22 protein-coding genes, 1 other RNA gene and 3 riboswitches are annotated in these 20,079 nt (G+C 47.2%); of the genes, 16 read left to right on the top strand and 7 right to left on the bottom strand.

Translation table 11 applies throughout. The features are described 5' to 3' along the window. The first annotated feature begins 85 nt into the window (after positions 1-85). The 6 genes from zwf (at position 86) to BBR47_RS18825 (ending at position 6,061) form a co-directional block, all read left to right on the top strand. Positions 86-1,585, top strand: coding sequence for a glucose-6-phosphate dehydrogenase (gene zwf / locus BBR47_RS18845; protein WP_015892022.1), 1,500 nt, complete (start codon positions 86-88; stop codon positions 1,583-1,585). A gap of 23 nt (positions 1,586-1,608) precedes the next feature. Next, a complete protein-coding gene (locus tag BBR47_RS18840) occupies positions 1,609-2,598 on the top strand; it encodes a Gfo/Idh/MocA family protein (RefSeq protein ID WP_015892021.1) in 990 nt (329 codons plus the stop codon). Positions 2,599-2,619: 21 nt separating this feature from the next. Continuing rightward, positions 2,620-3,261, top strand: coding sequence for a cyclase family protein (locus BBR47_RS18835; RefSeq protein WP_015892020.1), 642 nt, complete (start codon positions 2,620-2,622; stop codon positions 3,259-3,261). Positions 3,262-3,278: 17 nt separating this feature from the next. Continuing rightward, entirely contained in the window at positions 3,279-3,794 is a 516-nt protein-coding gene (locus BBR47_RS18830; protein WP_015892019.1) for a DinB family protein, read from the top strand. A 33-nt stretch (positions 3,795-3,827) separates the two neighbouring features. Beyond that, positions 3,828-4,034, top strand: a riboswitch (cobalamin riboswitch). Between the two features lie 160 nt (positions 4,035-4,194). Beyond that, positions 4,195-4,329 (top strand): hypothetical protein, encoded by a 135-nt coding sequence (locus BBR47_RS31830; protein WP_256436197.1) that lies wholly within the window; start codon positions 4,195-4,197, stop codon positions 4,327-4,329. Positions 4,330-4,423: 94 nt separating this feature from the next. After that, positions 4,424-4,530, top strand: a riboswitch (SAM riboswitch). Positions 4,531-4,595: 65 nt separating this feature from the next. Continuing rightward, positions 4,596-4,709, top strand: a riboswitch (SAM riboswitch). 86 nt (positions 4,710-4,795) lie between these two features. Further along, on the top strand, positions 4,796-6,061 hold the full coding sequence (locus tag BBR47_RS18825; protein ID WP_015892017.1) for a homoserine dehydrogenase: 1,266 nt from the start codon (positions 4,796-4,798) through the stop codon (positions 6,059-6,061). Positions 6,062-6,123: 62 nt separating this feature from the next. On the opposite strand, the gene BBR47_RS18820 is transcribed toward BBR47_RS18825, so the two are convergent. Next, entirely contained in the window at positions 6,124-7,293 is a 1,170-nt protein-coding gene (locus tag BBR47_RS18820; protein WP_015892016.1) for a CapA family protein, read from the bottom strand. Between the two features lie 78 nt (positions 7,294-7,371). Between BBR47_RS18820 and BBR47_RS18815 the strand changes: the two genes are divergently transcribed. Next, positions 7,372-8,187 carry a VOC family protein gene (locus BBR47_RS18815; RefSeq protein ID WP_015892015.1) on the top strand — a complete coding sequence of 272 codons (816 nt, stop codon included), beginning with the start codon at positions 7,372-7,374 and terminating at the stop codon, positions 8,185-8,187. 55 nt (positions 8,188-8,242) lie between these two features. Here the strand turns inward: BBR47_RS18815 and BBR47_RS18810 are convergent, their stop codons facing one another. Continuing rightward, the gene (locus tag BBR47_RS18810) at positions 8,243-9,223 is read right to left on the bottom strand and encodes an arsenic resistance protein (protein WP_015892014.1); all 981 of its coding nucleotides are present in this window, start codon (positions 9,221-9,223) and stop codon (positions 8,243-8,245) included. 309 nt (positions 9,224-9,532) lie between these two features. Here BBR47_RS18810 and BBR47_RS18805 point away from each other — a divergent pair, with 309 nt between their 5' ends. Then, entirely contained in the window at positions 9,533-10,414 is an 882-nt protein-coding gene (locus BBR47_RS18805; RefSeq protein WP_015892013.1) for a hypothetical protein, read from the top strand. A 78-nt stretch (positions 10,415-10,492) separates the two neighbouring features. On the opposite strand, the gene ltrA is transcribed toward BBR47_RS18805, so the two are convergent. The 3 genes from ltrA to BBR47_RS18790 form a co-directional block, all read right to left on the bottom strand. After that, positions 10,493-11,755 carry a group II intron reverse transcriptase/maturase gene (gene ltrA / locus BBR47_RS18800; protein WP_012684507.1) on the bottom strand — a complete coding sequence of 421 codons (1,263 nt, stop codon included), beginning with the start codon at positions 11,753-11,755 and terminating at the stop codon, positions 10,493-10,495. 591 nt (positions 11,756-12,346) lie between these two features. Then, a complete protein-coding gene (locus BBR47_RS18795) occupies positions 12,347-12,826 on the bottom strand; it encodes a CcdC family protein (protein ID WP_015892012.1) in 480 nt (159 codons plus the stop codon). Positions 12,827-12,924: 98 nt separating this feature from the next. Then, entirely contained in the window at positions 12,925-14,124 is a 1,200-nt protein-coding gene (locus BBR47_RS18790; protein ID WP_015892011.1) for an MFS transporter, read from the bottom strand. 193 nt (positions 14,125-14,317) lie between these two features. On the opposite strand from BBR47_RS18790, the gene BBR47_RS18785 reads away from it, so the two are divergent. Both BBR47_RS18785 and BBR47_RS18780 read left to right on the top strand, forming a co-directional pair. Next, positions 14,318-14,998: a CPBP family intramembrane glutamic endopeptidase gene (locus BBR47_RS18785; RefSeq protein ID WP_015892010.1), complete on the top strand. Its 681-nt coding sequence runs from the start codon at positions 14,318-14,320 to the stop codon at positions 14,996-14,998. 18 nt (positions 14,999-15,016) lie between these two features. Continuing rightward, positions 15,017-15,571: an RNA 2'-phosphotransferase gene (locus BBR47_RS18780; protein WP_231850496.1), complete on the top strand. Its 555-nt coding sequence runs from the start codon at positions 15,017-15,019 to the stop codon at positions 15,569-15,571. Here BBR47_RS18780 and BBR47_RS18775 read toward each other — a convergent pair. Then, on the bottom strand, positions 15,568-16,101 hold the full coding sequence (locus BBR47_RS18775; protein ID WP_015892008.1) for a DUF309 domain-containing protein: 534 nt from the start codon (positions 16,099-16,101) through the stop codon (positions 15,568-15,570). The two genes, BBR47_RS18780 and BBR47_RS18775, sit on opposite strands and share 4 nt — an antisense overlap. 91 nt (positions 16,102-16,192) lie before the next feature. Here BBR47_RS18775 and BBR47_RS18770 point away from each other — a divergent pair, with 91 nt between their 5' ends. After that, a complete protein-coding gene (locus BBR47_RS18770) occupies positions 16,193-16,447 on the top strand; it encodes a hypothetical protein (RefSeq protein WP_015892007.1) in 255 nt (84 codons plus the stop codon). A 50-nt stretch (positions 16,448-16,497) separates the two neighbouring features. Here BBR47_RS18770 and BBR47_RS29940 read toward each other — a convergent pair whose 3' ends face one another. Next, entirely contained in the window at positions 16,498-16,668 is a 171-nt protein-coding gene (locus BBR47_RS29940) for a YjzC family protein (RefSeq protein WP_007728413.1), read from the bottom strand. 279 nt (positions 16,669-16,947) lie between these two features. Between BBR47_RS29940 and BBR47_RS30970 the strand changes: the two genes are divergently transcribed. The 5 genes from BBR47_RS30970 to ssrS all read left to right on the top strand — a co-directional run bounded on the left by BBR47_RS30970 (position 16,948) and on the right by ssrS (position 20,073). Next, the gene (locus BBR47_RS30970; protein ID WP_155801101.1) at positions 16,948-17,229 is read left to right on the top strand and encodes a hypothetical protein; all 282 of its coding nucleotides are present in this window, start codon (positions 16,948-16,950) and stop codon (positions 17,227-17,229) included. Between the two features lie 96 nt (positions 17,230-17,325). Beyond that, positions 17,326-17,676: a DUF4870 domain-containing protein gene (locus tag BBR47_RS18760; RefSeq protein WP_015892006.1), complete on the top strand. Its 351-nt coding sequence runs from the start codon at positions 17,326-17,328 to the stop codon at positions 17,674-17,676. Positions 17,677-17,807: 131 nt separating this feature from the next. After that, on the top strand, positions 17,808-18,983 hold the full coding sequence (locus tag BBR47_RS18755; protein WP_015892005.1) for a CaiB/BaiF CoA transferase family protein: 1,176 nt from the start codon (positions 17,808-17,810) through the stop codon (positions 18,981-18,983). A gap of 18 nt (positions 18,984-19,001) precedes the next feature. Next, positions 19,002-19,772: an enoyl-CoA hydratase/isomerase family protein gene (locus tag BBR47_RS18750; RefSeq protein WP_015892004.1), complete on the top strand. Its 771-nt coding sequence runs from the start codon at positions 19,002-19,004 to the stop codon at positions 19,770-19,772. Positions 19,773-19,882: 110 nt separating this feature from the next. Continuing rightward, positions 19,883-20,073: non-coding RNA, 6S RNA (gene ssrS / locus BBR47_RS29935), on the top strand. Positions 20,074-20,079: the final 6 nt, after the last annotated feature.

The following is a 20,079-nucleotide window of genomic DNA, read 5'->3' as shown; positions in this document are numbered from 1 at the left end:
ATAAAGCAGTGATTTTCTCGAATAATAACAGGGTAACCACAAAAACCATCATCACGGCGTACGTATGAAGGGAATGAAAAAGTAGATGGAAGCGATGACCTTTGTCCTTTTTGGTGCGACAGGAGATTTAGCCAAACGCAAAATTTTCCCTGCGCTCTTTACCTTATTTGTAGATCAAAAGTTGCCTGCTGCCTTTTCGATTATTGGTGTGGGGAGAAGGGCCTGGTCTGATGACGAATTTCAGGAATCTGTTCGCCAGTCTGTCCATGAATTTTCCCGTCGCGCCCAGATTGATTCCCGCGAGCTAGATGTTTTCTTGTCTGCTTGTCGCTATGCGGAAGTAGATGTCATGGAACCGCGTGCTTATGTAACGTTACATGATTTGGTCCTGCAAAGAGAGCAAGAGTTGCAGATTCCGCAAAACCGGATGTTTTACTTGTCAGTGGCCCCTCAATTTTTCGAGGGAATTGCAACCAATGTCAAAGACAGCGGACTGGGTTCAACGACAGGCTGGAAGCGTCTGATCATCGAAAAACCGTTTGGGCATGATTTGCAATCCGCGAAAGAATTGAATGAAAAGCTGGGAAAAGCATTTTCAGAAGAAGAGATATATCGCATTGATCATTACTTGGGGAAACCGATGGTGCAAAACCTCGAAGCTCTCGAATTCGCGAACCCGGTTTTCCAGGCTCTCTGGAACAATCAATACATCGCCAACGTACAAATTACGGCGAATGAAACGGTCGGCGTCGAGGACCGGGCTGGATATTACGAGCCAGCCGGAGCACTGCGGGACATGCTCCAAAATCACATGCTGCAAATGCTGATGATTATCGCCATGCAGCTTCCGAAGCGAATCACATCTGCTCATATCCGCGAAGAAAAACGCAAGGTGATGGCAGCCGTGCGCCCGATGAAGAAAGAAGAAGTCGGGACCCACGTGATTCGCGGTCAGTATAGCGCAGGTCATATTCAAGGAACGCCTGTAGCTGGCTACAGGGACGAGCCTGGTGTCGATCCCGTTTCCCTGACAGAAACGTATATTGCCACGCGTGTCTGGATTGATGACCCGTTTTGGGAAGGGGTACCTTTTTATATTCGCACGGGAAAAAGACTGCAAGAGAAATCAACCAGGATCGTCATTGAGTTCAAAAATCCGCACGAAAAGCTATATCAGGAGCAAAATGAAACGCCATCGCCTAATTTGTTGATCATCAGTGTGAATCCAAATGAAGGTATTGCTTTGCAGGTAAATAGTAAGAATCCGACAAATAGCGGTAAGATTGAGCCGGTGACGGTAGATTTCAGTTCAGGGACAAAAGACGTGCCAGAAGCGTACGAGCTGCTCTTGTTCGATGCACTCCGGGGGGATTCCACTTACTTTGCGCATTGGGATGAGGTCCGGCTGTCGTGGGAGTGGGTGACACCGATTTTGGAAGCCTTCGCTGAAAATTTGGTGCCGCTCTTTACGTACGAAGCAGGCTCATTCGGACCGAAGGCCGCAGAGCAATTGCTTGCAGCAGACGGATTCGTGTGGTGGCTGGATAAGGCCGAAGAACGACTGCCAGTTACTGCAACCAGATAGAAAAAGAAAAGGGAGCGGATGAGATGCGATTTGGCGTAATCGGAACGAACTGGATCACCGAGGAATTTATCCAGGCTGGTCAAGAAGTAGAAGGATTTTCTCTTCAGGCTGTTTATTCACGTACGATCGAACGCGCCAAGGAAATCGCTGACAAGTACCATGCTCCATTCGCCTATAGCAGCCTAGAAGAAATGGTTACAAGCAAAAATTTGGACGCGGTCTATATTGCGAGCCCCAACTCCTGCCACGCGGAACAAGCGATCCAGTGCATGGAAGCGGGGCTGCACGTATTGTGTGAAAAGCCACTGGCTTCTAATGCGATTGAGGTAGAAGAAATGATCCAGGCAGCGAAAAGAAATGACGTGCTGCTCATGGAGGCTGTCAAATCTACACTGTTGCCGAATTTTTTTGCGATACAAGACAACCTGCACAAGCTGGGAAAAGTACGACGTTTTATTGCTAGCAATTGCCAATATTCTTCCCGCTATGACGCCTACCGCGAAGGGAAGGTTTTACGTGCTTTTGATCCTGCTTTTTCAAACGGAGCCTTGATGGACATCGGTATTTATTGTCTTTATCCGTTACTCATCCTTTTTGGCAGACCAGACGTGATCAAAGCAGAAGGAATCGTGCTTGATTCTGGAGTGGACGGAGAAGGCAGTATGTTGTTGAAGTATCGAGAGATGGATGCCATCATTAGCTTCTCGAAAATTACGACCTCCTATCAGCCAGCAGAAATTCAAGGGGAGGACGCTACGATGGTGATCGATCGAATCAACCATCTCAAAGAAGTGGACATTCGCTACAGGGACGGACGAATCGAGCAAGTAGCAAGGCCGCAGACCCCGAAGACCATGCATTATGAAATAAGAGAATTTCTACACTTGGCGAAGATCGGGGCCAGACAATCTGCAACGAATTCGCATGAAGTTTCCAAAATGGCCATGCAGGTCATGGATGAAGCGAGAAGGCAGATGGGGATTGTTTTTCCAGCGGATCGAAAAAACCAGTAGGCAAAAGGGAGGGCGTTTGGGATGAAAATGTATGATGTAACCGCCATCGTGTACGAAGGAATGACGGTGTATAAAAACAAGCCGGAAAAGCAGCCGAAAATACGTACCGCTACCAACGGTTATGTAACAGAATCGAGAATCGACATGGACCTCCACACAGGTACCCATGTGGATGCTCCCCTGCATATGGTGAATGCTGGTGATACATTTGAGAGTATTTCCTTGGAGAAGCTAGTGGGCAAGTGTAAAGTTCTTGATCTCACAGCGGTCGAGGACAGGATCACTCGCGCTGACTTGGAGAGCTTCGATCTTGAGCGAGGAGATTTTGTCCTGTTTAAAACGAAAAACTCTTTTGAAGAGGCGTTCTCCTTTGAATTTATCTTTCTGTCTGAAGAGGGTGCGGAATATGTAAGTGAGCTAGGGGTGCGTGGCATTGGTACCGATGCACTTGGAATCGAACGCAGCCAGGAAGGTCACCCCACCCATAAAAAATTGTTTGCAGCGGGAGTCATTGTCGTGGAAGGCTTGCGGCTAGCAGAGGTCCCGCCAGGCGAGTATTTTCTGGTAGCTGCACCACTCAAGCTGGTCGGCACGGATGCAGCCCCGGCAAGGGTCCTATTGTTTGAAGGTTTACATAGTAACTTGTCTATTGAAACTGAATGACGAGGAGTGGGAAACATATGCTCAGACGACCAGAGCGCGATGAATACGCTGCTTATTTTGACTATTACATGGGTCTTGTACCGGAGGGGGAGCTCCAAACGATCCTCACGCAGCAAGGAGAGAGGATCGTCGCATTATTTTCGTCCCTTGCCCCCGAGCAAATTGATTATCGGTATGCGCCAGGCAAATGGACGGTTAAAGAGGTGTTGGGTCATCTCATCGATGCAGAACGCATCATGAGCTATCGCTTGCTGAGAATCGCGAGAGGAGATCAGACACCCCTCGTCGGTTTTGATGAGAATGCTTTTGTTGAACACGGGTGTTTTCAGCTAAGAGACCTGTCTGATTTACTGGAAGAGTATAAGGCTGTCCGTGCTTCCACCATCGCTTTGGTGCGAGGAATCTCTCCAGAAGCGTGGTTGCGTACAGGACTTGCCAACGGAAACAAGCTATCTGCAAGGACATTGGCCTATGTGATTGTTGGACATGAAGCTCATCACACTCGCATTTTGAAAGAGCGGTATTTGGGGTAAGGTAAAATCTGAAGGTAGCAGTGAAAATAGACAATTTCATAGGTGGAAACAGGTTCCTTAGAGCGTAACCAACTCGCCACAAGGATAATAGGGAAGCTCGGTGCAAATCCGACACGGTCCCGCCACTGTAAGAGGGGAGTCAGCGTCCAAAAAGCCACTGGTCTATCAAAATAGACGGGGAAGGCGACGCTAGGCGATGAACCCATAGTCAGGAGACCTGCCTGTTTCGACAACACTGATAGACCTACGGGAGATAGGGAGGTGTTAGAGATGGCTTGCGAAAAAAACAGCGAGTGGACAAGTATGCCCCTCCTTTTCTGGCATTTTCTAACGATCGTCACGGTCGAACGGAAAATGCTCTTTTTATTTTGGGCAGAATAATAGAAGAGGAGGGCGAGCAATGATACAACTTTTTATTTGCCAATGGTGCGGATATGTTGAGGAAAAAGAGCAGCCTGAGGAATGCCAGGAGGGCGTGTTTCATTGTGCTTGCTGCAGTATGGAAGAGGTAGAAAGCCTGTTCACCCACAACTGAAATCCTTGCCAAATCAGCTTGCAATCAGAAAAGAAAGAATTTTGTTGACGCTTGCCTTGGAATTTCTTAGAATAAAGCCTAACAGCATAAATGGTTCTTATCCAGAGAGGTGGAGGGTCTGGCCCGATGAAGCCCGGCAACCGTTGCATATTGCAACAAGGTGCCAATTCCTGCGAGACGTTTCGTCTCGAAAGATAAGAAGCGGGTTACTCTATTAGTAGATGAACCTTCTTCTTAGCGAAGAAGGTTTTTTTAATTTCATATTTTCTTTATCCAGAGAGGTGGAGGGACTGGCCCGATGAAGCCCGGCAACCGTCACGTATATTTTGTGACAAGGTGCCAATTCCTGCAGGACATTTACGTGTCCTGGGAGATAAGGAGGGGGAGCATTAGCTGCTATCAAGCCTTCTTCTTATCGAAGATGGCTTTTCTTTTTATCTAAAATTCGGGGTATGGGGTGGTCAGGATGAGTGCAGAAGTGGTACGCGTGGGATTATTGGGATTGGGGACAGTGGGTGGGGGCGTAATCAAAACGATCCGTTCACAACAGGAGAAGCTGGCTTCTCGTCTGGGAAAACGAATTGAGATCGTCAAGGCATTGGTGCGTGACTCGGAAAAAGAGCGGGCGGTTCATGTCGACCCGGCTTTACTGACGACAGATTTTGAGGATGTATTGAGAAGCGATGTGGATATCGTGGTGGAGGTCATGGGCGGTGTAGAACCTACCTATGACTACGTACGTGCTTTGATCGAAAAGGGCTGCCATGTGGTAACCGCCAACAAAGAGCTCCTGGCGAAAAAAGGAACAGAGCTAGTCGATTTGGCAAATCAGCATCAAGTGCATCTTGCCTATGAAGCGAGTGTGGCTGGGGGTATCCCGATCTTGAGTGTGCTCCGGCAGTTCCTACGTACGAACGATATCCAAGGCGTTCGTGGTATTCTCAACGGAACAACGAACTTCATTTTGACGAAAATGGAAGCAGAGCAGCTCTCCTACCAGGAGGTGCTCAAGCAAGCACAGGAGCTGGGCTATGCGGAAGCAGACCCTCGTTCGGATGTAGAAGGCTTTGATGCTATGTATAAATTGTATATCCTGGCACAGCTTGTTTATGGAGAATCGCTGCCTTTAGCGGATGTTGTTCGCAAAGGAATTGCAGATTTGTCAGCAGGCCACATTCGGATTGCAAGCGACTTAGGGTACCGGATCAAGCTGATCGCGCAGGCTTATCAAGCCGAAAAAGGCATTCGCCTATCTGTTGAACCAACCATGCTTCCGCTGAGCCATCCGTTGGCGCAAATCCACGATGCGTTTAATGCTGTCCAGCTATCCGGCAACATCGTGGGAGACTTGTTGTTTACAGGAAGAGGGGCAGGAGAGCTCCCTACAGCAAGTGCAGTCGTGGAAGATTTGGCCTATTTATTGACACAGCCATTCACACCGCATCCTACCTGGAAAGAAAAAACGGCTGACAAAGCTGGAGGCACGTTGGACTCGACAGAACACGTCCTATGTTATCTGGAGGGCTCATGTCATACTGCGACGCCAGATCGGGTCTTGTATTTCCTTCAGCAGGCCGGGGTGAACGTGCATAAACTAAAAGTCCAATTCGATTTGGGAGGCGTCTTGCGCGCAGGGTTGATCGTGACGGGAATCAGTGAACAGCAAGTGTCCTTATTGAAAAATGATTTTGGCTTAGAAGTGCGCTGCTTCCCTATTCTTGAATCTGCGTAAGTAAGAGGAATCATAAGAAGAAAAGCCGTATTTCTAGGAATCTGGAAATACGGCTTCTTTTATCAGGGGGCAGTCTCCACCGCCTTTGCATGTGGCTGCACACGTCCGTCACTTTGTATGTCGACTTGCTCAGAAATGGATTCAATGCGTTTTAACAGGGCAGCGCCGTTGCTTTCATTCATGGGTACAGCTTGTCCTAATTCTGCATGAAATGGAAGCATCGTTAGCTCACAATCACCACTTTTGGAGCAGTTTGCTTGTAGGACCATCGTTTCCCAAGTCTTGGGTTCGTTTGCACGTGTGAAAATGAAATTGCCAAGACTGTACGCAATCCATTTGTCGTTGTAACGTTCAAAGCCTTGCAGTACGTGGGGATGACCGCCGACAATCAAATCTGCACCAGCATCGATGTAGGCACGAGACAGCTCCTTTTGATGATCGACAGGATAATCGGAGCGTTCTTTGCCCCAGTGTGCAATCACCACCACGAGATCCGCTTGGCTGTTCGCATCCTGGATCGCTTTCACTGCCAGTGTAGGATCATAGGAAGCGGCCATACCTGGCTGGGAATTCCCTGCAAACCAGCTCGTTTCGGGAATGACCCTGCTGAAGCCGAGAATCGCGATCTTGATGCCGTTCTTTTCTAGGAAAACAGGTGAATAGGCACGGCTTGCATCCTTACCGGCACCGACGTATTCTATACGGTTTTCGTCCAAAGCTTCAAAGGTATCCAGCAATCCCGGAACGCCTTGGTCCATGGAGTGGTTATTGGCCAGATTCACCACATCAATCCCAGCGTTTTTCATGGCAGGAACAGCAAGTGGCGATGACTTGTAAACATACTCCTTGTTTTGAGCAGCAACACCTGTGTCGGTGATCGGCGTCTCCAAATTGGCAATGGTGATATCATCTTGCAAAAAGAGCGAGCTTACATGTTTGTATGGGTAGTCATAGCTGTTTGCAAGTAAGGTTTTCTCAACGTTTCCTGACATCATGATGTCACCGACAAAGGTGAGCTGCACGGAAGACTTTTGGTTCGCGGTATCATCAGGAGCAGGCTGGGTGTTCGGGTTGGCATGTTCTCCATCCATGGCAGTTTGAAATAAGTAGTAGGTTCCGACGACGAAGATGGCCAACAGGCTAAAGAGGAGCGTGCTCTTTCCCACACGTGCCCATTTTCTGCGTGAGCGTTTGCGCCGAGCATGTATCCGGCTTGATCTGTTCTCGTTCATTTTTCCCCCTTGTCTTTCTATCCTTACATAAATGAATTTTGATATCCTATAAGTAATACGAAAAAGGGGAGAAAAAAGGTGCGATTAACTTTTGATCATTTGGTTCATTTTGTACATCGGACTCCTCAGGAAGCAGCGGAGCAATTTTGCCAAGCGGGTTTTCATGCGGTTGCTGGAGGGCGTCATGCGTCTTGGGGGACATGGAATAGCCTTAGTTATTTCGGGCTTTCCTATGTTGAGTTTTTGGCGGTTGAACATCAGGAGCTTGCTCGACAATCAGAGAATCCACTAATACGTCAATGCATTGAGGATGAGGCAAAGGGAGAAGGATTTGACCAGATTGCCCTTCGGACCAACGAGATGGATGCGTGGGCAGAGCGCTTGCGAAGCCAAGGCTTGCAAGTTACTGGACCTGTTGCGGGAAGTCGTACGCGTGATGATGGCACGACGCTTCGATGGCGGATGTTGTTCCTCGAAGATGCAGATAGTACTCTTCTCCCGCCCTTTCTCATTGAATGGTCGCAAACGGATGCAGAGAGAAGAGAAGATTTGACTAATCGCGGCATCATTAACGCACATCCGAACGGTGCTGCCGATCTCAAGTCTGTAGGGTATGCCGTGACGGATTTGGAAGAAGCAACAGCACGTTGGCAAAGCTGGTTTGGGTGGGAGAAGAGCGAAGTATTCCACGATAAAGAATTGGGGGCCATCTGCCAAGCATTTGAACTTCCGGGTGGAAATGTAGTACTTTGCCAACCGACTGAGGAGGGAATGGCGCAGACTGCATGGAAAAAACGCGGGCAAAGACCGTTTTTTGCGAGGTTGGCAGGAGGAGGGACGAATAGTGAGTATAAGATTGGTGGAGGATATTACTTTCTAGCAGAGCTGGAATAGTTATTTAGAACAAGGGGTGGTACCAATGAAGTTGACACCACCCCTGGTAGATAGTTTAACCAGCATTTCCCTTCGTCTCTCGTAAAAGTACATGTGGAACAAGACGAATATATACTAGTTCCCCAATCAGCTCTACAATGGTTTGCGTTACGATGACAGCAGACACTACCCCGTTTAGAGGTTCAGGTAGCGCCAGTGCAAAAGGAAGAACGACAAGAGAGTTTCGGGTTCCTGCACTAAAGATAAGAGCCCGCCCTGCTCTAGTATCTAAACGGAATATTCGAGAAACGATACGTGCAAGAATCGGTGCTATGGCCATATAGGCTACATAAACGGGAATCACTAGGCTAATAAAATGAAAAGAGGTATATAGTTTAGAGATTTGAGAGGCAACAACAATAAAAAGGGTTAGTGCCATAAAAGGCACAGGAAGCCATGCTGTAGCATCAAGAAAACGTTCTCCGTATGGTTGGCGTCTAGACCACCATTGAGTAAGGAGAGCAAGTACCAGTGGAGCGACAATAAGACCAAAAAATGCTTCGAAAAACGGTCCGACACTCACAATTTCTGCCGATGTCTTGCCCATAAAAAGCCCTAAATAAATAGGTAATAAAAGCATTTGGGTGACAAAGAGTATAGGGGTTGAAACCAAAACAAGCTTTTCGTTCCCTCTCCCAAGTTGTGTAAAGACGATAACATAATCAATGCAGGGAGTAAGCAAAACAAGAAGTACACCTAATCGTATTGCTGGATCGTTTGGAAGAAAATAAGTCAACCCCCAAACAAGGATAGGTACAGCTATGTAATTCGTAACAAGTAGTGCATAAATGAACTTTCGATTCGATAGTGCCTCTTTCAAACGAAAAAACGGTATTTGGGCAAACATCCCATACAGTAAGATGGCAAGTATCAATGAAATCATGCTATCTAAGCTCTCACTGGATTCTGGCCATAACAAGCCTACTCCAGCGGCAATAAGTAGTACGAAAGCATAGAGCCATACTTGATTCTTTTCCAATTCTTCTCTTGAAATCACCTCTTGCACTTCCCCTTCCTAACACGACCTTGTATTTTCAATCTTCTCCAAGGATTCTGACCATGTAAGATATTTACAGCTCAGTCCTCCAAGAAGTCGTTCGTCATAGCGGCGTTGCCCAATACTAAGTTCAGTTATAATTTAACCATTATATCTCGTTACGGAAGGGGAAGATAGAGTGGCAAGCAACGAAGAGACACCGGCAGAGGAACGGAACGAAAAATTCGAATTTGTAAAAATAGTTAAATTTGGGTGAAAAAGCATAAAAGTAAAGATATAATATAACAGAAGAAAGTAGAGGTGATCGAGATGCCCATAATGAGTATCTTGTTAGCCATCATCCTAATTGTTCTGTTAGTCTTTATTTACAAAAAACGTGAAGAAACCGAGTCAAACCTAGGATGGAAAATTGTCGGATATTTTTGGTTAGGGGCATTTGCTTTTAAGGTAAACGAGATGCCGTTACCTTTGGGCTTTTTGCTATTTCTTTTGATTTTCCGTCCAATGACGAATGTGAAAACAAAAAAACGTTCCGCTTATCTCGGTTTAGCATGTTTCCTCATCCTGTATTTGATTTCGCCAGCAGTGGAGAGGGAACTGTTTGAACGTCCACGAGATGTAGTAGCTGCCAGCAACAATATGTTTCAAATCAAATTCACGAATGATTGGAGGACGATTCGAGATCAACTCAAAATCGACGAGCATGCACGGCTGGTATATTTCAAGTCGCATTATCAAAAAAATGGTCTGATTGATCGCTTGTACTATTATGTAGTCAGCGTTTCAGAAAAGGACTCCATTTATTATGATATCCATTTTTCTGCTGACACAAATCGATATACAATCCGCGCTGAGAAAATCGGTGCTAAAGGGGTCGAATATGGGGAATTTGTAGAGGCTTCGAGATTTTTTGAAGTGTTGGATGAGGTCCAGGTTCGAAACCTTTCTCTGGAACAGCCATTTGTAGGGTATACCCTCAGATTCGATGGAGAACGGATAAAGAATGCTGACGAGTATCAGCAAAAATATGTGATCCAGGGGAAAGAAATCAAAACCATTACCAATGATCAACTTCCGACGGAAGGGTACCCCATCACTGTTTGCGGGAAAGGGGAGCCTTACGAATTACCGACTGGTTCTGGATTATCAAATAGATGTGAAGCGAATGCAGATTTCTTTTTTGATGATTGAATAAAATCGAGTAGGAGGGAGTGACTAACTCCCGTCCTCTCACACCACCGTACGTACCGTCCGGTATACGGCGGTTCATCAAGCTTGACGAAGAACAGAATATCGTTGTACTAAACTTTTCAGCCCTTGTTGTTGCCAGTATGCAACTCCGAGGGCTTTGTGTATTTGAGGAGTCTTTGTGGAACGCCACGCACCCTTTCGGGTGTTTGCAATTTCTATTGCTTGGACGTGTGATAAACCCAGAGAACGAAGTTCTCGATATCGGGTTTTTATTCGCTTCCACTGAGACCACAAGCAAAGTCGGAGTCTGCGCCGTATCCATTCTTCGATGGATTGTAGAATTTTCTTTGCATCTGCAAGGGCGAAATATCCAACCCATCCCATGAGATACTGGTTTAGCTTCCCAATCCTTTCATCCATAGAGATGCTCCATACCGGATTTGTGATGAAGCGGATTTTCTCTTTCAACTTCAGAAGTGATTTTGGATGAAGCCGAATCCTTGCTTGCTTTGCGTTAGTGAAACTGAAACCGAGGAACTTACGTTTCCAAGGTCGATCCACTGCACTTTTCTGCTCATTTACTTTTAGCTTAAGTACCTTCTCCAAGTAGTTTTGGATACTCTCTTTTACCCGTTCTCCCGCCCGCTTTGTTTTCACGTAGATGTTGCTATCGTCTGCATATCTACAAAAGCGATGTCCTCTCTTTTCCAGCTCTTTATCCAAGTCGTCAAGCAGGATGTTCGCCAATAACGGACTAAGCGGGCCACCTTGTGGTGTGCCTTCTACTGCCGAGAGGCAGACTCCATTGATCATGATGCCTGCTTGTAAGTATGCGCGAATAAGTTTCAACAAAGCTTTGTCTTTTACTTTTCGGGCAACCCGACTCATTAAAATATCGTGATTTACCCGGTCGAAGAATTTCTCTAAGTCCATATCTACGACAAAGCGATATCCTTCGGAAATATAAGATTGTGCCTGTCTCATAGCGTCATGCGCACTGCGATTCGGTCGGAATCCGAAACTCGATTCTGAAAAGTGGGGATCGAATATGGGAGTAAGAACTTGGAGAATGGCTTGTTGGATTAAGCGATCTATCACGGTAGGAATACCTAATAACCTTACCCCTCCGTCAGTTTTCGGGATTTCGACTCTGCGGACAGGGGAAGGTTTATAGGTTCCTTTCATAATCTGTTCTTTAATGGTTAACCAGTGTTCACGGATATAATCGCGCAGTTGTTCGGTTGAAACACTGTCGATTCCCGCCGATCCTTTGTTTCTCTCCACTCTTTCGAGCGCCACTAATAGATTTTCCCGTGATAGGACTTTCTCCAACAACTCCATGACGATACCCTTTCCTTCGCACGCATCCTTCTAGTCTTGTCGGTCAATACTCAGCCCTCTCTTGTACCCTCAGGGCTTCACCCTTATTCTCCAAGAGTAGTTCCTTACGGAATTCTGCTTCACAGTATGATCACGAAAGTGATTAGCGGATGTGTTGACTTAATGTTCAGCCCTTCCCCGTTCAAGCGTCCTTTATTTGGGTACTATGGCTTCTGCTGACTTCTGCATGTTCAGCGACTCCTTACGGAGACGGTTACCAACATTTGAAGGCACTTCATGCAGACCTCCCCAGGTAAGAGCGATAACTTTCATCCCATGTACCTGCCCAAGTTTACTGCTGTATTCCTTGGCTGTATAGGGCTTCGTCTTGTTCAGCAGACTCGCCCGAATACAACAGCCTCAAATTGGATTCGTGTACCTCAGGTCGGGACTTTGCCGCCGGCTTCCTCCAGATTCCACCTCACGGTAGACACCCTTGCCTTGAGCTAACGGTTGGTACAGCCAACCCCCGTTCGGGACTTACACCCTAGAGTTATCGCCCATGCTGGGCGCACTGAAAGAAACCACCTCGCAATGGAGGTGGTTTTTTTACTAGGTACCAAACGTTTTTTTAGTTAAATTCCGGTACATCACCAGCATCGCGATACGCCAAGGCACGAGCATACCAAATGCGAGCAAGAAGAACAGTCCACCTGTTTGAATCGGTGTAAAGCTATCATTGATCAACAGTTTAATAATCAGCCGGATGACCAACAGACCGGACAAAATGAAGAAAAACGCACGGGACCGTTTCAAATACACATCTTGCCCAATGATTTCGAAACGTGACGTCATAATCAACGGAATCGAAAAGATTACCCCAACCACAAAGGCTGCAATATCAAACTTGGGCGGTAATTGCGCCTCCGGGAACAAGAACATCGCAAACCCTGTCGCCATAAAGAATGGTGGCAAAATAATGCTTTTTGCAGAAGCTGGCTTTTTTTGCCGACGCATTCTCAAAAAGATCACTGCAATAGCCATCACGAGAGGCAGCAGGATTCCCAAAACGGGAGAGGAAAGGATCTGCATGGAAAAACGCCTCCATTCGTGTTCAACGTACATTCACTAGTGTACACCAAAGCATGGTCGATAGGAAAGCGGTTGTCTTGGTACGTTCCATTCCGATATTAGGCAGCAGCTTCATCATGAGAGCGAACATCCAGCTTATGCTTTTTACTGTAAATAAAAGTTAACAAGCCAAAGAGCAGTGTTAGCGAGCCTATGAAAAGGAGGTAGCCGCTAATGCCGAGAAGGTCCAGCCCAACTCCTGTAATCGCAAGAGCCAACAAGAAAAATCCACGATCTAGCATGCTCTTGAAAGAAAAGAATCGCCCTTGCTGGTGTGGTGGCAGGCGCTTCTGGAAAATCGTTGCGGTGACCGGGAAGAAGAAAGCAACGACAAAGCCGAACACGGAGAAGGAAGCAAGGACCATGAATTTGTTATCGGCGAATGACATGCCAAACTGGGACAGCGCGAAGAAAAAGAGCATGATGGTGGAAGCTGCCACGAGATTTCTGTGACCTATCCAACGTTTTGCCAAGAGTCCCCCAATCAAAATGCTGATTCCTTCTGCCGCATAGATCCATCCCATGAGCTGAGGTTCCTGTTGCAGCTCACTAAAGTTCAAGATCATCAGGTTCACACCACCAAGGAACAAGGTGATCAACCCATTATTAATCAGTCCGACAAACAAAGCCGGGTCTTGTCGCGAGATCGTCAGTACTTCGCGAAACTCCACTTTTTCCTGAATTTTCCGAGAAGTGACTGGAGGAATGCGGAGAAAGAGCGTGACCACAGCGAGTACTGCATACGCGATGATAGAGAATACATACAGCATGGACAGGTCCATGGACGCAACGAGTATACCGCCGATTGCTGTTCCGCCAATGCGCGAGAGCGTAGAGATATTCAAATATGCGCTGTTCGCCTTGAGTAACTCGTCCTGAGAAAGGATGGCTGGCAAGGAAGCCTGCACGGTCGGAAAATAAAAAGCAGCAGAGCATTGCATCACGATCAAAGATACGATCATCCACAGAAGAGAATCATTTGCAAGAGCTGGGAACATGAAGACTGGGCTAAGTGTCCGGATCAGGCTGGCAAACAGCATGATCTTGCCTTTGTCGTACATGTCAATCACCACACCCGCTTTTGGGGCGAGGAGAATGCTGACCACCAATCCACACATCAGAATCAAGCCCTTCACCGTATCAGAAGGAACAAGTTTCTGCATGAACGAAAGATTGGCAATAATCGAAATCCACATGCCCGCTCCCGCGACGATCTCTCCGCTCATTAAAAGCAGAAAGGTACGATTACGCCATAACATGAGAGCCACTCCAAACATTCGTTAGATAGGTAAAAATTTAAACCGATCCTTTCATTTGAGAAAAAGCGATTTCTCTAGTATAGCATTCATGCAAACGCTTGTATATTTATTGTCTTTGTGGGTATTCTTCGTATTCATAACGGACAAACTAACGCAATGCTGCGGCCATTACGCCCAAAGGAGATATTCGTAAATGGCGCGAAAACGAACGTTGCTACTGTTGATTGTGTATGGGTTTGCTGCGACACTCACGATCTTTTACGGACTGGTGGAAAAGCATAGTGTCATTATCACGTTTTTTTCTTTTCATGTGCTCGTATGCATCTGTATTCCCGTCATTCACGGATGGTGGGAAGGAGATTTGCGCAAGCAATGGCAGTCCGCGTGGGGAAGTTTTGAATGGCAGGGTACTTTATACGGACTGGCACTTGGCGTTCTGATGTTGACAGGAGTGCTTGCTGGACTTTGGTTGCTCTTGCAGGAACCGGGAAGACCTGAAGCTGTTCGAGCAGGCATGGAAGCATGGGGGATTAAGCGCCGCTGGATTTGGGTTTTTTCCGTCTATCTTATTTTCATTAACTCGCTGCTGGAAGAATTGTTCTGGCGAGGCTTCGTATTGCAGCGGTTTCGTGCATCCTTATCCCGCTTCCTATCCATTTTTCTTTCTGGCTTTTTTTATTCTTTGTATCACCTGATTATCTCTACGCTCCTATTTGGTTTGCGAAACGGCTTGTTCATAACGTCGTTGGTTTTTGGTGTAGGGCTGATATGGGGATGGCTGAAAGAAATGTTTCCTTCGATTTATCCAAACTGGATTAGTCATTTACTCGCGGATTTGGGTCTCGCACTAGCTGTGGTTCTTTGGATTTATTGACCGGATAGGAGGGAGAAAATGATGCTGGCGATACATAAGGAAACGAGACTTCGCAAGCGATTGCTTAGCATACTTCGGCAAAACAGTGAAGCATTTCAACTCTACTATGACACGTATGGGTATACCCCGGTTGAGCCGTTGCTGGAATATCTTCATACACTGAAAGGGTGCGCATACATAACCAGGCAAGATCTTCATCAAGTCGTGGAATTCGATCCGGAGCGGAGTATCGAATGGGACGGAGGATCACTCATTCGAGTTACCTACGGCTTTTTGCCCTCGATTGCAAAAAGCAGGCTCATGGAGATCGTGCCACCTGATGTTCTCTATTACGGGACACATCGAAAGTTATTGAAACAAGTACTCACTGGCGGCCTGTTACCGATCGCCAGTGAGTATGTGCAGCTTGCGGATAGACCGGAGCATATAGGAGAGCCGACAGACACATTGCGCCTCGTCACTGTGAATGCAAAGGAAGCCCATGAAGCCGGCATTTGCTTTTACCGAGTGGGTGAGCACTATTGCTTGAGCGACGCTGTCCCATCCAGTTATTTACAGCTGTGCGCAGATTAGTTTGACTCGTTGTTCCGACGTGCTTCGCGCTTTTGTAGCTGGTGCTGGCGTTCTGCCATAACTTCGCTGCGATCCCTCAAGGTATGCTTATTCAGCAAGTAGGCGTCTTGCATATCGCTATCCCTATGCTCAGGGTGATTTTGCATCGTACAAGCCTCTTGATATGCCTGTTTCAAAGCATCGGACATGGGCAGAGACATGCTTCGATAGGGCTGACCATTTTGCATTTCTGTCAGACGCTCTTCAAGCAGGCTCGCCAGACTATCACTATCCAACCCAAGCTTTTGGATGTCTAGATGATGCTTTTTGACAAGGGAAATGGCGCTCGTGAGCATCTTGATTGCACCTGCCTGATTCCCGCGTCTCTGATGATAAAGAGCGACGGAGATTTGAATCAAACCAACCCACACAGGCTGTCGCTCATGGGGAGGAGCGCTTTTCCAATACTCCTCGAGAATCTCATGACACTCAAAATAATCGCGTTCTACATGAAACTGGATCAAATAATCCAGATACGGTTGCGGATACATGGTGATCTTCACCTCACTGCTTGGTTTTCAATGGATCGTTTATGTACTATTATAAAGCATAGAGAGTAGAAAATGAGGTGTAAAACGATTTATGACAAGAGATGAACTCGTAGCCGTATTGGAAAAAAAGCGAATGACCGAAATTATAGAACTGATCGAGGATGCTGAACAGGGCGAGCTGGAAGAGCTCGAGCTTGTGGAAAGCCTGGGATTGCTCATGGATCAGGAGTTGAACAAAGAAGTCCTTTCGTTATTGGAGAGCTTGGGTGTCACCATTATTTACGTAAGCGGCGATGAAGAAGACGAAGAGGAAGAAAACGACGACGAAGACGACGACCATTCGTAAAAAAGAGAAACCAACCTTGTGCATGCTGCCAGGTTGGTTTTTTGCATTCCTTACTTTTGCGTCCATACGCGATTTTTATTTCGTGTAGCGGGGAACTTTTCCCCTCTGGAAAGCTCGATGATCATCGGGTCCTGCACGCTTGCACCGGACTCACCAATCTCCATGTATACGGCATTTTTCGGAGACTTTTCTCCTTCACGAAAACGGCTGTGTTCTCCCACGAAGGCACCTTCTTCCTAAGGATTTGTCATCTGCATTAGTATGACCCGGTATACAGGCTTAATGCCCTCCCTTTTATTGGCGATAAGTTTTGAATTCGCTTCGTCTGGTCCGCTGTCTTGCTCGGAAAAACAGCGATCCAATCAGCATTTGACCACTCCTACTGCAAAATAGCCTACGAGACATCCGCTGATTTTGACTAGAATCTAGACTTCTGTCCATGCCGATATGTCATCACCTACATACCTTGTAGATGTAACGAAAAGGAAGGAGTGAGGTTAATGAGTTGCGGATGCAGAAGATCTCGTCGCAGATGCTTTAAATGCTGCGAAAAGAAAGTGTACAGAAAGCATTGCTTCTACAAGCCACACTACAGAACCCATTGTAAGCCATACGGTCGTAGTTGTGGACACGGTCACGGTCACTTTGGTGGTTTTGAACACTTTGGCGGCGGTTACGGCGGTTACGATGGCGGCTTCGATGGTTACGGCTCCTCTTATGGTGGCGGATACGGCGGCGGTTACGGTGGAAGTCACGGCGGAAGTAACGAGAGCAAGTATTAATAGAGAAAGGCGCCGGGGTGGCGCTTTTTTCGTTTTTTCGCAAGTTTCGTGCAATTTGTCGTACAATAGTGGAAAAGGGTTAAGGGAGGTATGGGTATGCAATTCCTGAATGGGAAAGAGGAGCGAATGTGGGCGATGATCGTACATCTATCTGCCTTCCTTGGTTTTGTCGTTCCGTTCGGCAATGTATTAGGACCTTTAATCGTATGGTTGATCAAGCGTGAAGAGGGAGCCTTTTTTTATCAGCATGGAAAAGAGGCCCTGAATTTTAGCATCTCGGTAATGATTTATGCCGCCATTTCAAGTTTATTGATTATCATTTTTATCGGCGCACTATTATTGGGAGCCCTTTTTATTTTTTGGGCGATCTTCGTTATCATCGCTGCGGTGAAAGCGAATGAGGGAAAAGAATTCCGTTACCCGCTCACTCTCCGGTTTATCAAATAACCGATCTTGGGAAAGTCGTTCCTTGTGGGACGGCTTTTTGTATTTGTTTGAATTTTCCATTAAAAAAGAGGGTGAACAGTCGTTCATCTCGAATTACAAGTGAGTGTAGTCGGTGAAGGGGGAGTCAAATCATGTTGACGGGAGTGACAATAGTTGATTTTTCTCGCCATCTTCCAGGTCCGCTTTGTACGATGCGCCTGGCTGATTTGGGGGCAGAGGTCATTGAGGTGGAACCGTTTCACGACAAAGCTCACTCACCGTTAACCAGACCTTCTCATTCGGAAGCTAGAGAGACGGGAGCGTTTTACCTGCGTTCACATCGCAATCATAAAAGTATTTCCTTAAATTTGCGGACGAATGAGGGAAAAGCGCTCGCGTTTGCTCTGGCCAGACAGGCTGATGTTGTGGTGGAAAGCTATCGACCAGGTGTGATGCGACATTTGGGACTTGATTACGATCACCTGTGGGAGATGCACCCTGCGGTCATTTATTGCTCTGTGACGGGCTATGGCCAAAGCGGCGAGCTATACCAAATAGGGGGGCATGACTTGAATGTCCAGGCAGTAAGTGGATTTCTCTCACTGGTTCGCGATCTGGAAGGCAAGCCTGTCGTTGCAGATATTCCGCTTTCTGATTACGCTCTCGGGCTGTATGCCAGTGAACAAATATGTGCGGCGCTTGTGCAACGTACGCGGACAGGCCGGGGAGCTTATTTGGATGTTTCATCGGCTGACTTGTTTAGCTCTTGGACAGGGCTGCACGCACTGTTTATGTCATACAGCTCCTCCATTGGACGAGAGACCGGGAGAGGGAGTTTGCTGGCGTATCAGGTCTATGAGACAGCAGACGGTCAGTATGTCGCACTTGCTGCGTTGGAAGAGAAGTTCTGGCTCAATTTTTGCCGCGCGGTAGGAAGAGCAGACTGGGAGCTATGCCACCGGGCTAGCGTTGCTCTGCATCCAGAGATGTTTGACGATATGAAAGCACTGTTTCTGTCCAGAACCCAAGCCGAGTGGAGTGAGCTGGGTAGTGAGGTGGATTGCTGTCTGACCGCCGTTGAAGATTGGGAAAACTGGGCAGACAATCCGTACGTTGCGAACAGGGAGATAGCGTATACGCTTCCTTATTTGGAAAAGAAGTCGCCCAATCAAGAGCGGAGTTTCGCGCATCGCAATAGGGCGGAGAGGTTGTCACCCCCATGGCACACCGATTACACGCACGAGCTGCTAAAACGCAAGCTGAACCTCACAGAAGAGGATTTGAGCCGGCTGCAAAGGCAGGGGGTTATTCCTGCCGCTTCTTCATAGGAAAGGGTGAGAAAAAGGATGGAACAGGATCATCAAACACAATTGATCGTAACAAAAGCGGATGGAATCTGCACGATGACGCTAAACAGGCCACACGTCCTCAATGCGATGACGGTTGAAATGTTTTCCCTTTTGCAGGACGCGATTGCAAAAGCTTCAACAGATGAGGAAGTCGATGTGCTTCTTTTGCGGGGAGCAGGAGGGAACTTTTGCTCCGGTGCGGATTTGGGCGTGTTGACTGCGCTGACGGATCAGAGTGATGCTGATCAATCATTGACGATCATTAATGATTTCATCGCTAATTTGCATCAAATGCCAAAGCCTGTGATTGCAGTCATCGAAGGAGTAGCGGTCGGAGCGGGACTCAATCTTGCGTTGCATGCTGATTTTGTCATTGCGACGGAAGATGCTCTGTTGCAGGAGCCCTTTGTCCAGATCGGTCTGACAACGGATTTTGGCGGGACATACCTTTTGCCGAGGCTTGTTGGTACGGCGTGGGCGAAGCGGCTCGCATTGCTGGGAGAAAGGATTACAGGGAAAAAGGCGGAGGAAATCGGCTTGATCTATCGAGCCGTTGAAGCCAGTCAAGTCGAAAGTGAGCTGGAAAAATTGGTTACTGCGGTACGTCGCCTGCCGAAACAAGCGTATGCCGTAACCAAAGAAGGGTTGGGACGCTGCCAGATAGAGGGCCTAGAATATGCCCTAGACTGGGAAAAGCAACAGCAGCCATCCCTGATCGCACGTCCTGAATTTCAGACGCTTGTACAAGCGAAGGTAAAGCGGACGTAGCGATTTTTTGGCAGGGAAATGCTTAGCTCATGGGATTGATAAGATTGAAAAGTCCAAAGGGAACTTTATCCGTTGAGCAAAGGACCATTCTGTGTTAAAGTAGGGATATCAAGATCCTGCGATGTACGATAGGCCGTAAATGTTTCTAACCTTATACGTGTTTTTCGGGAGACGGAAACTGTGATGGATGTCAGGCCCACCTCCTTTTTGGATGCATGGGAAGGTTGAAGTACAGAAGGGTCGCCCACCTGTGTGAGCGCAGGTTATAGAAACATGAGGTCAACGGCAGAGCGGGGACTTGGCCGTT

The organism is Brevibacillus brevis NBRC 100599 (genome assembly GCF_000010165.1).
GTDB classification, from domain to species: Bacteria; Bacillota; Bacilli; order Brevibacillales; family Brevibacillaceae; genus Brevibacillus; species Brevibacillus brevis_D.
Note: the sequence above shows the minus strand (reverse complement) of the source record. Positions and strands in the feature narration are given on the sequence as shown.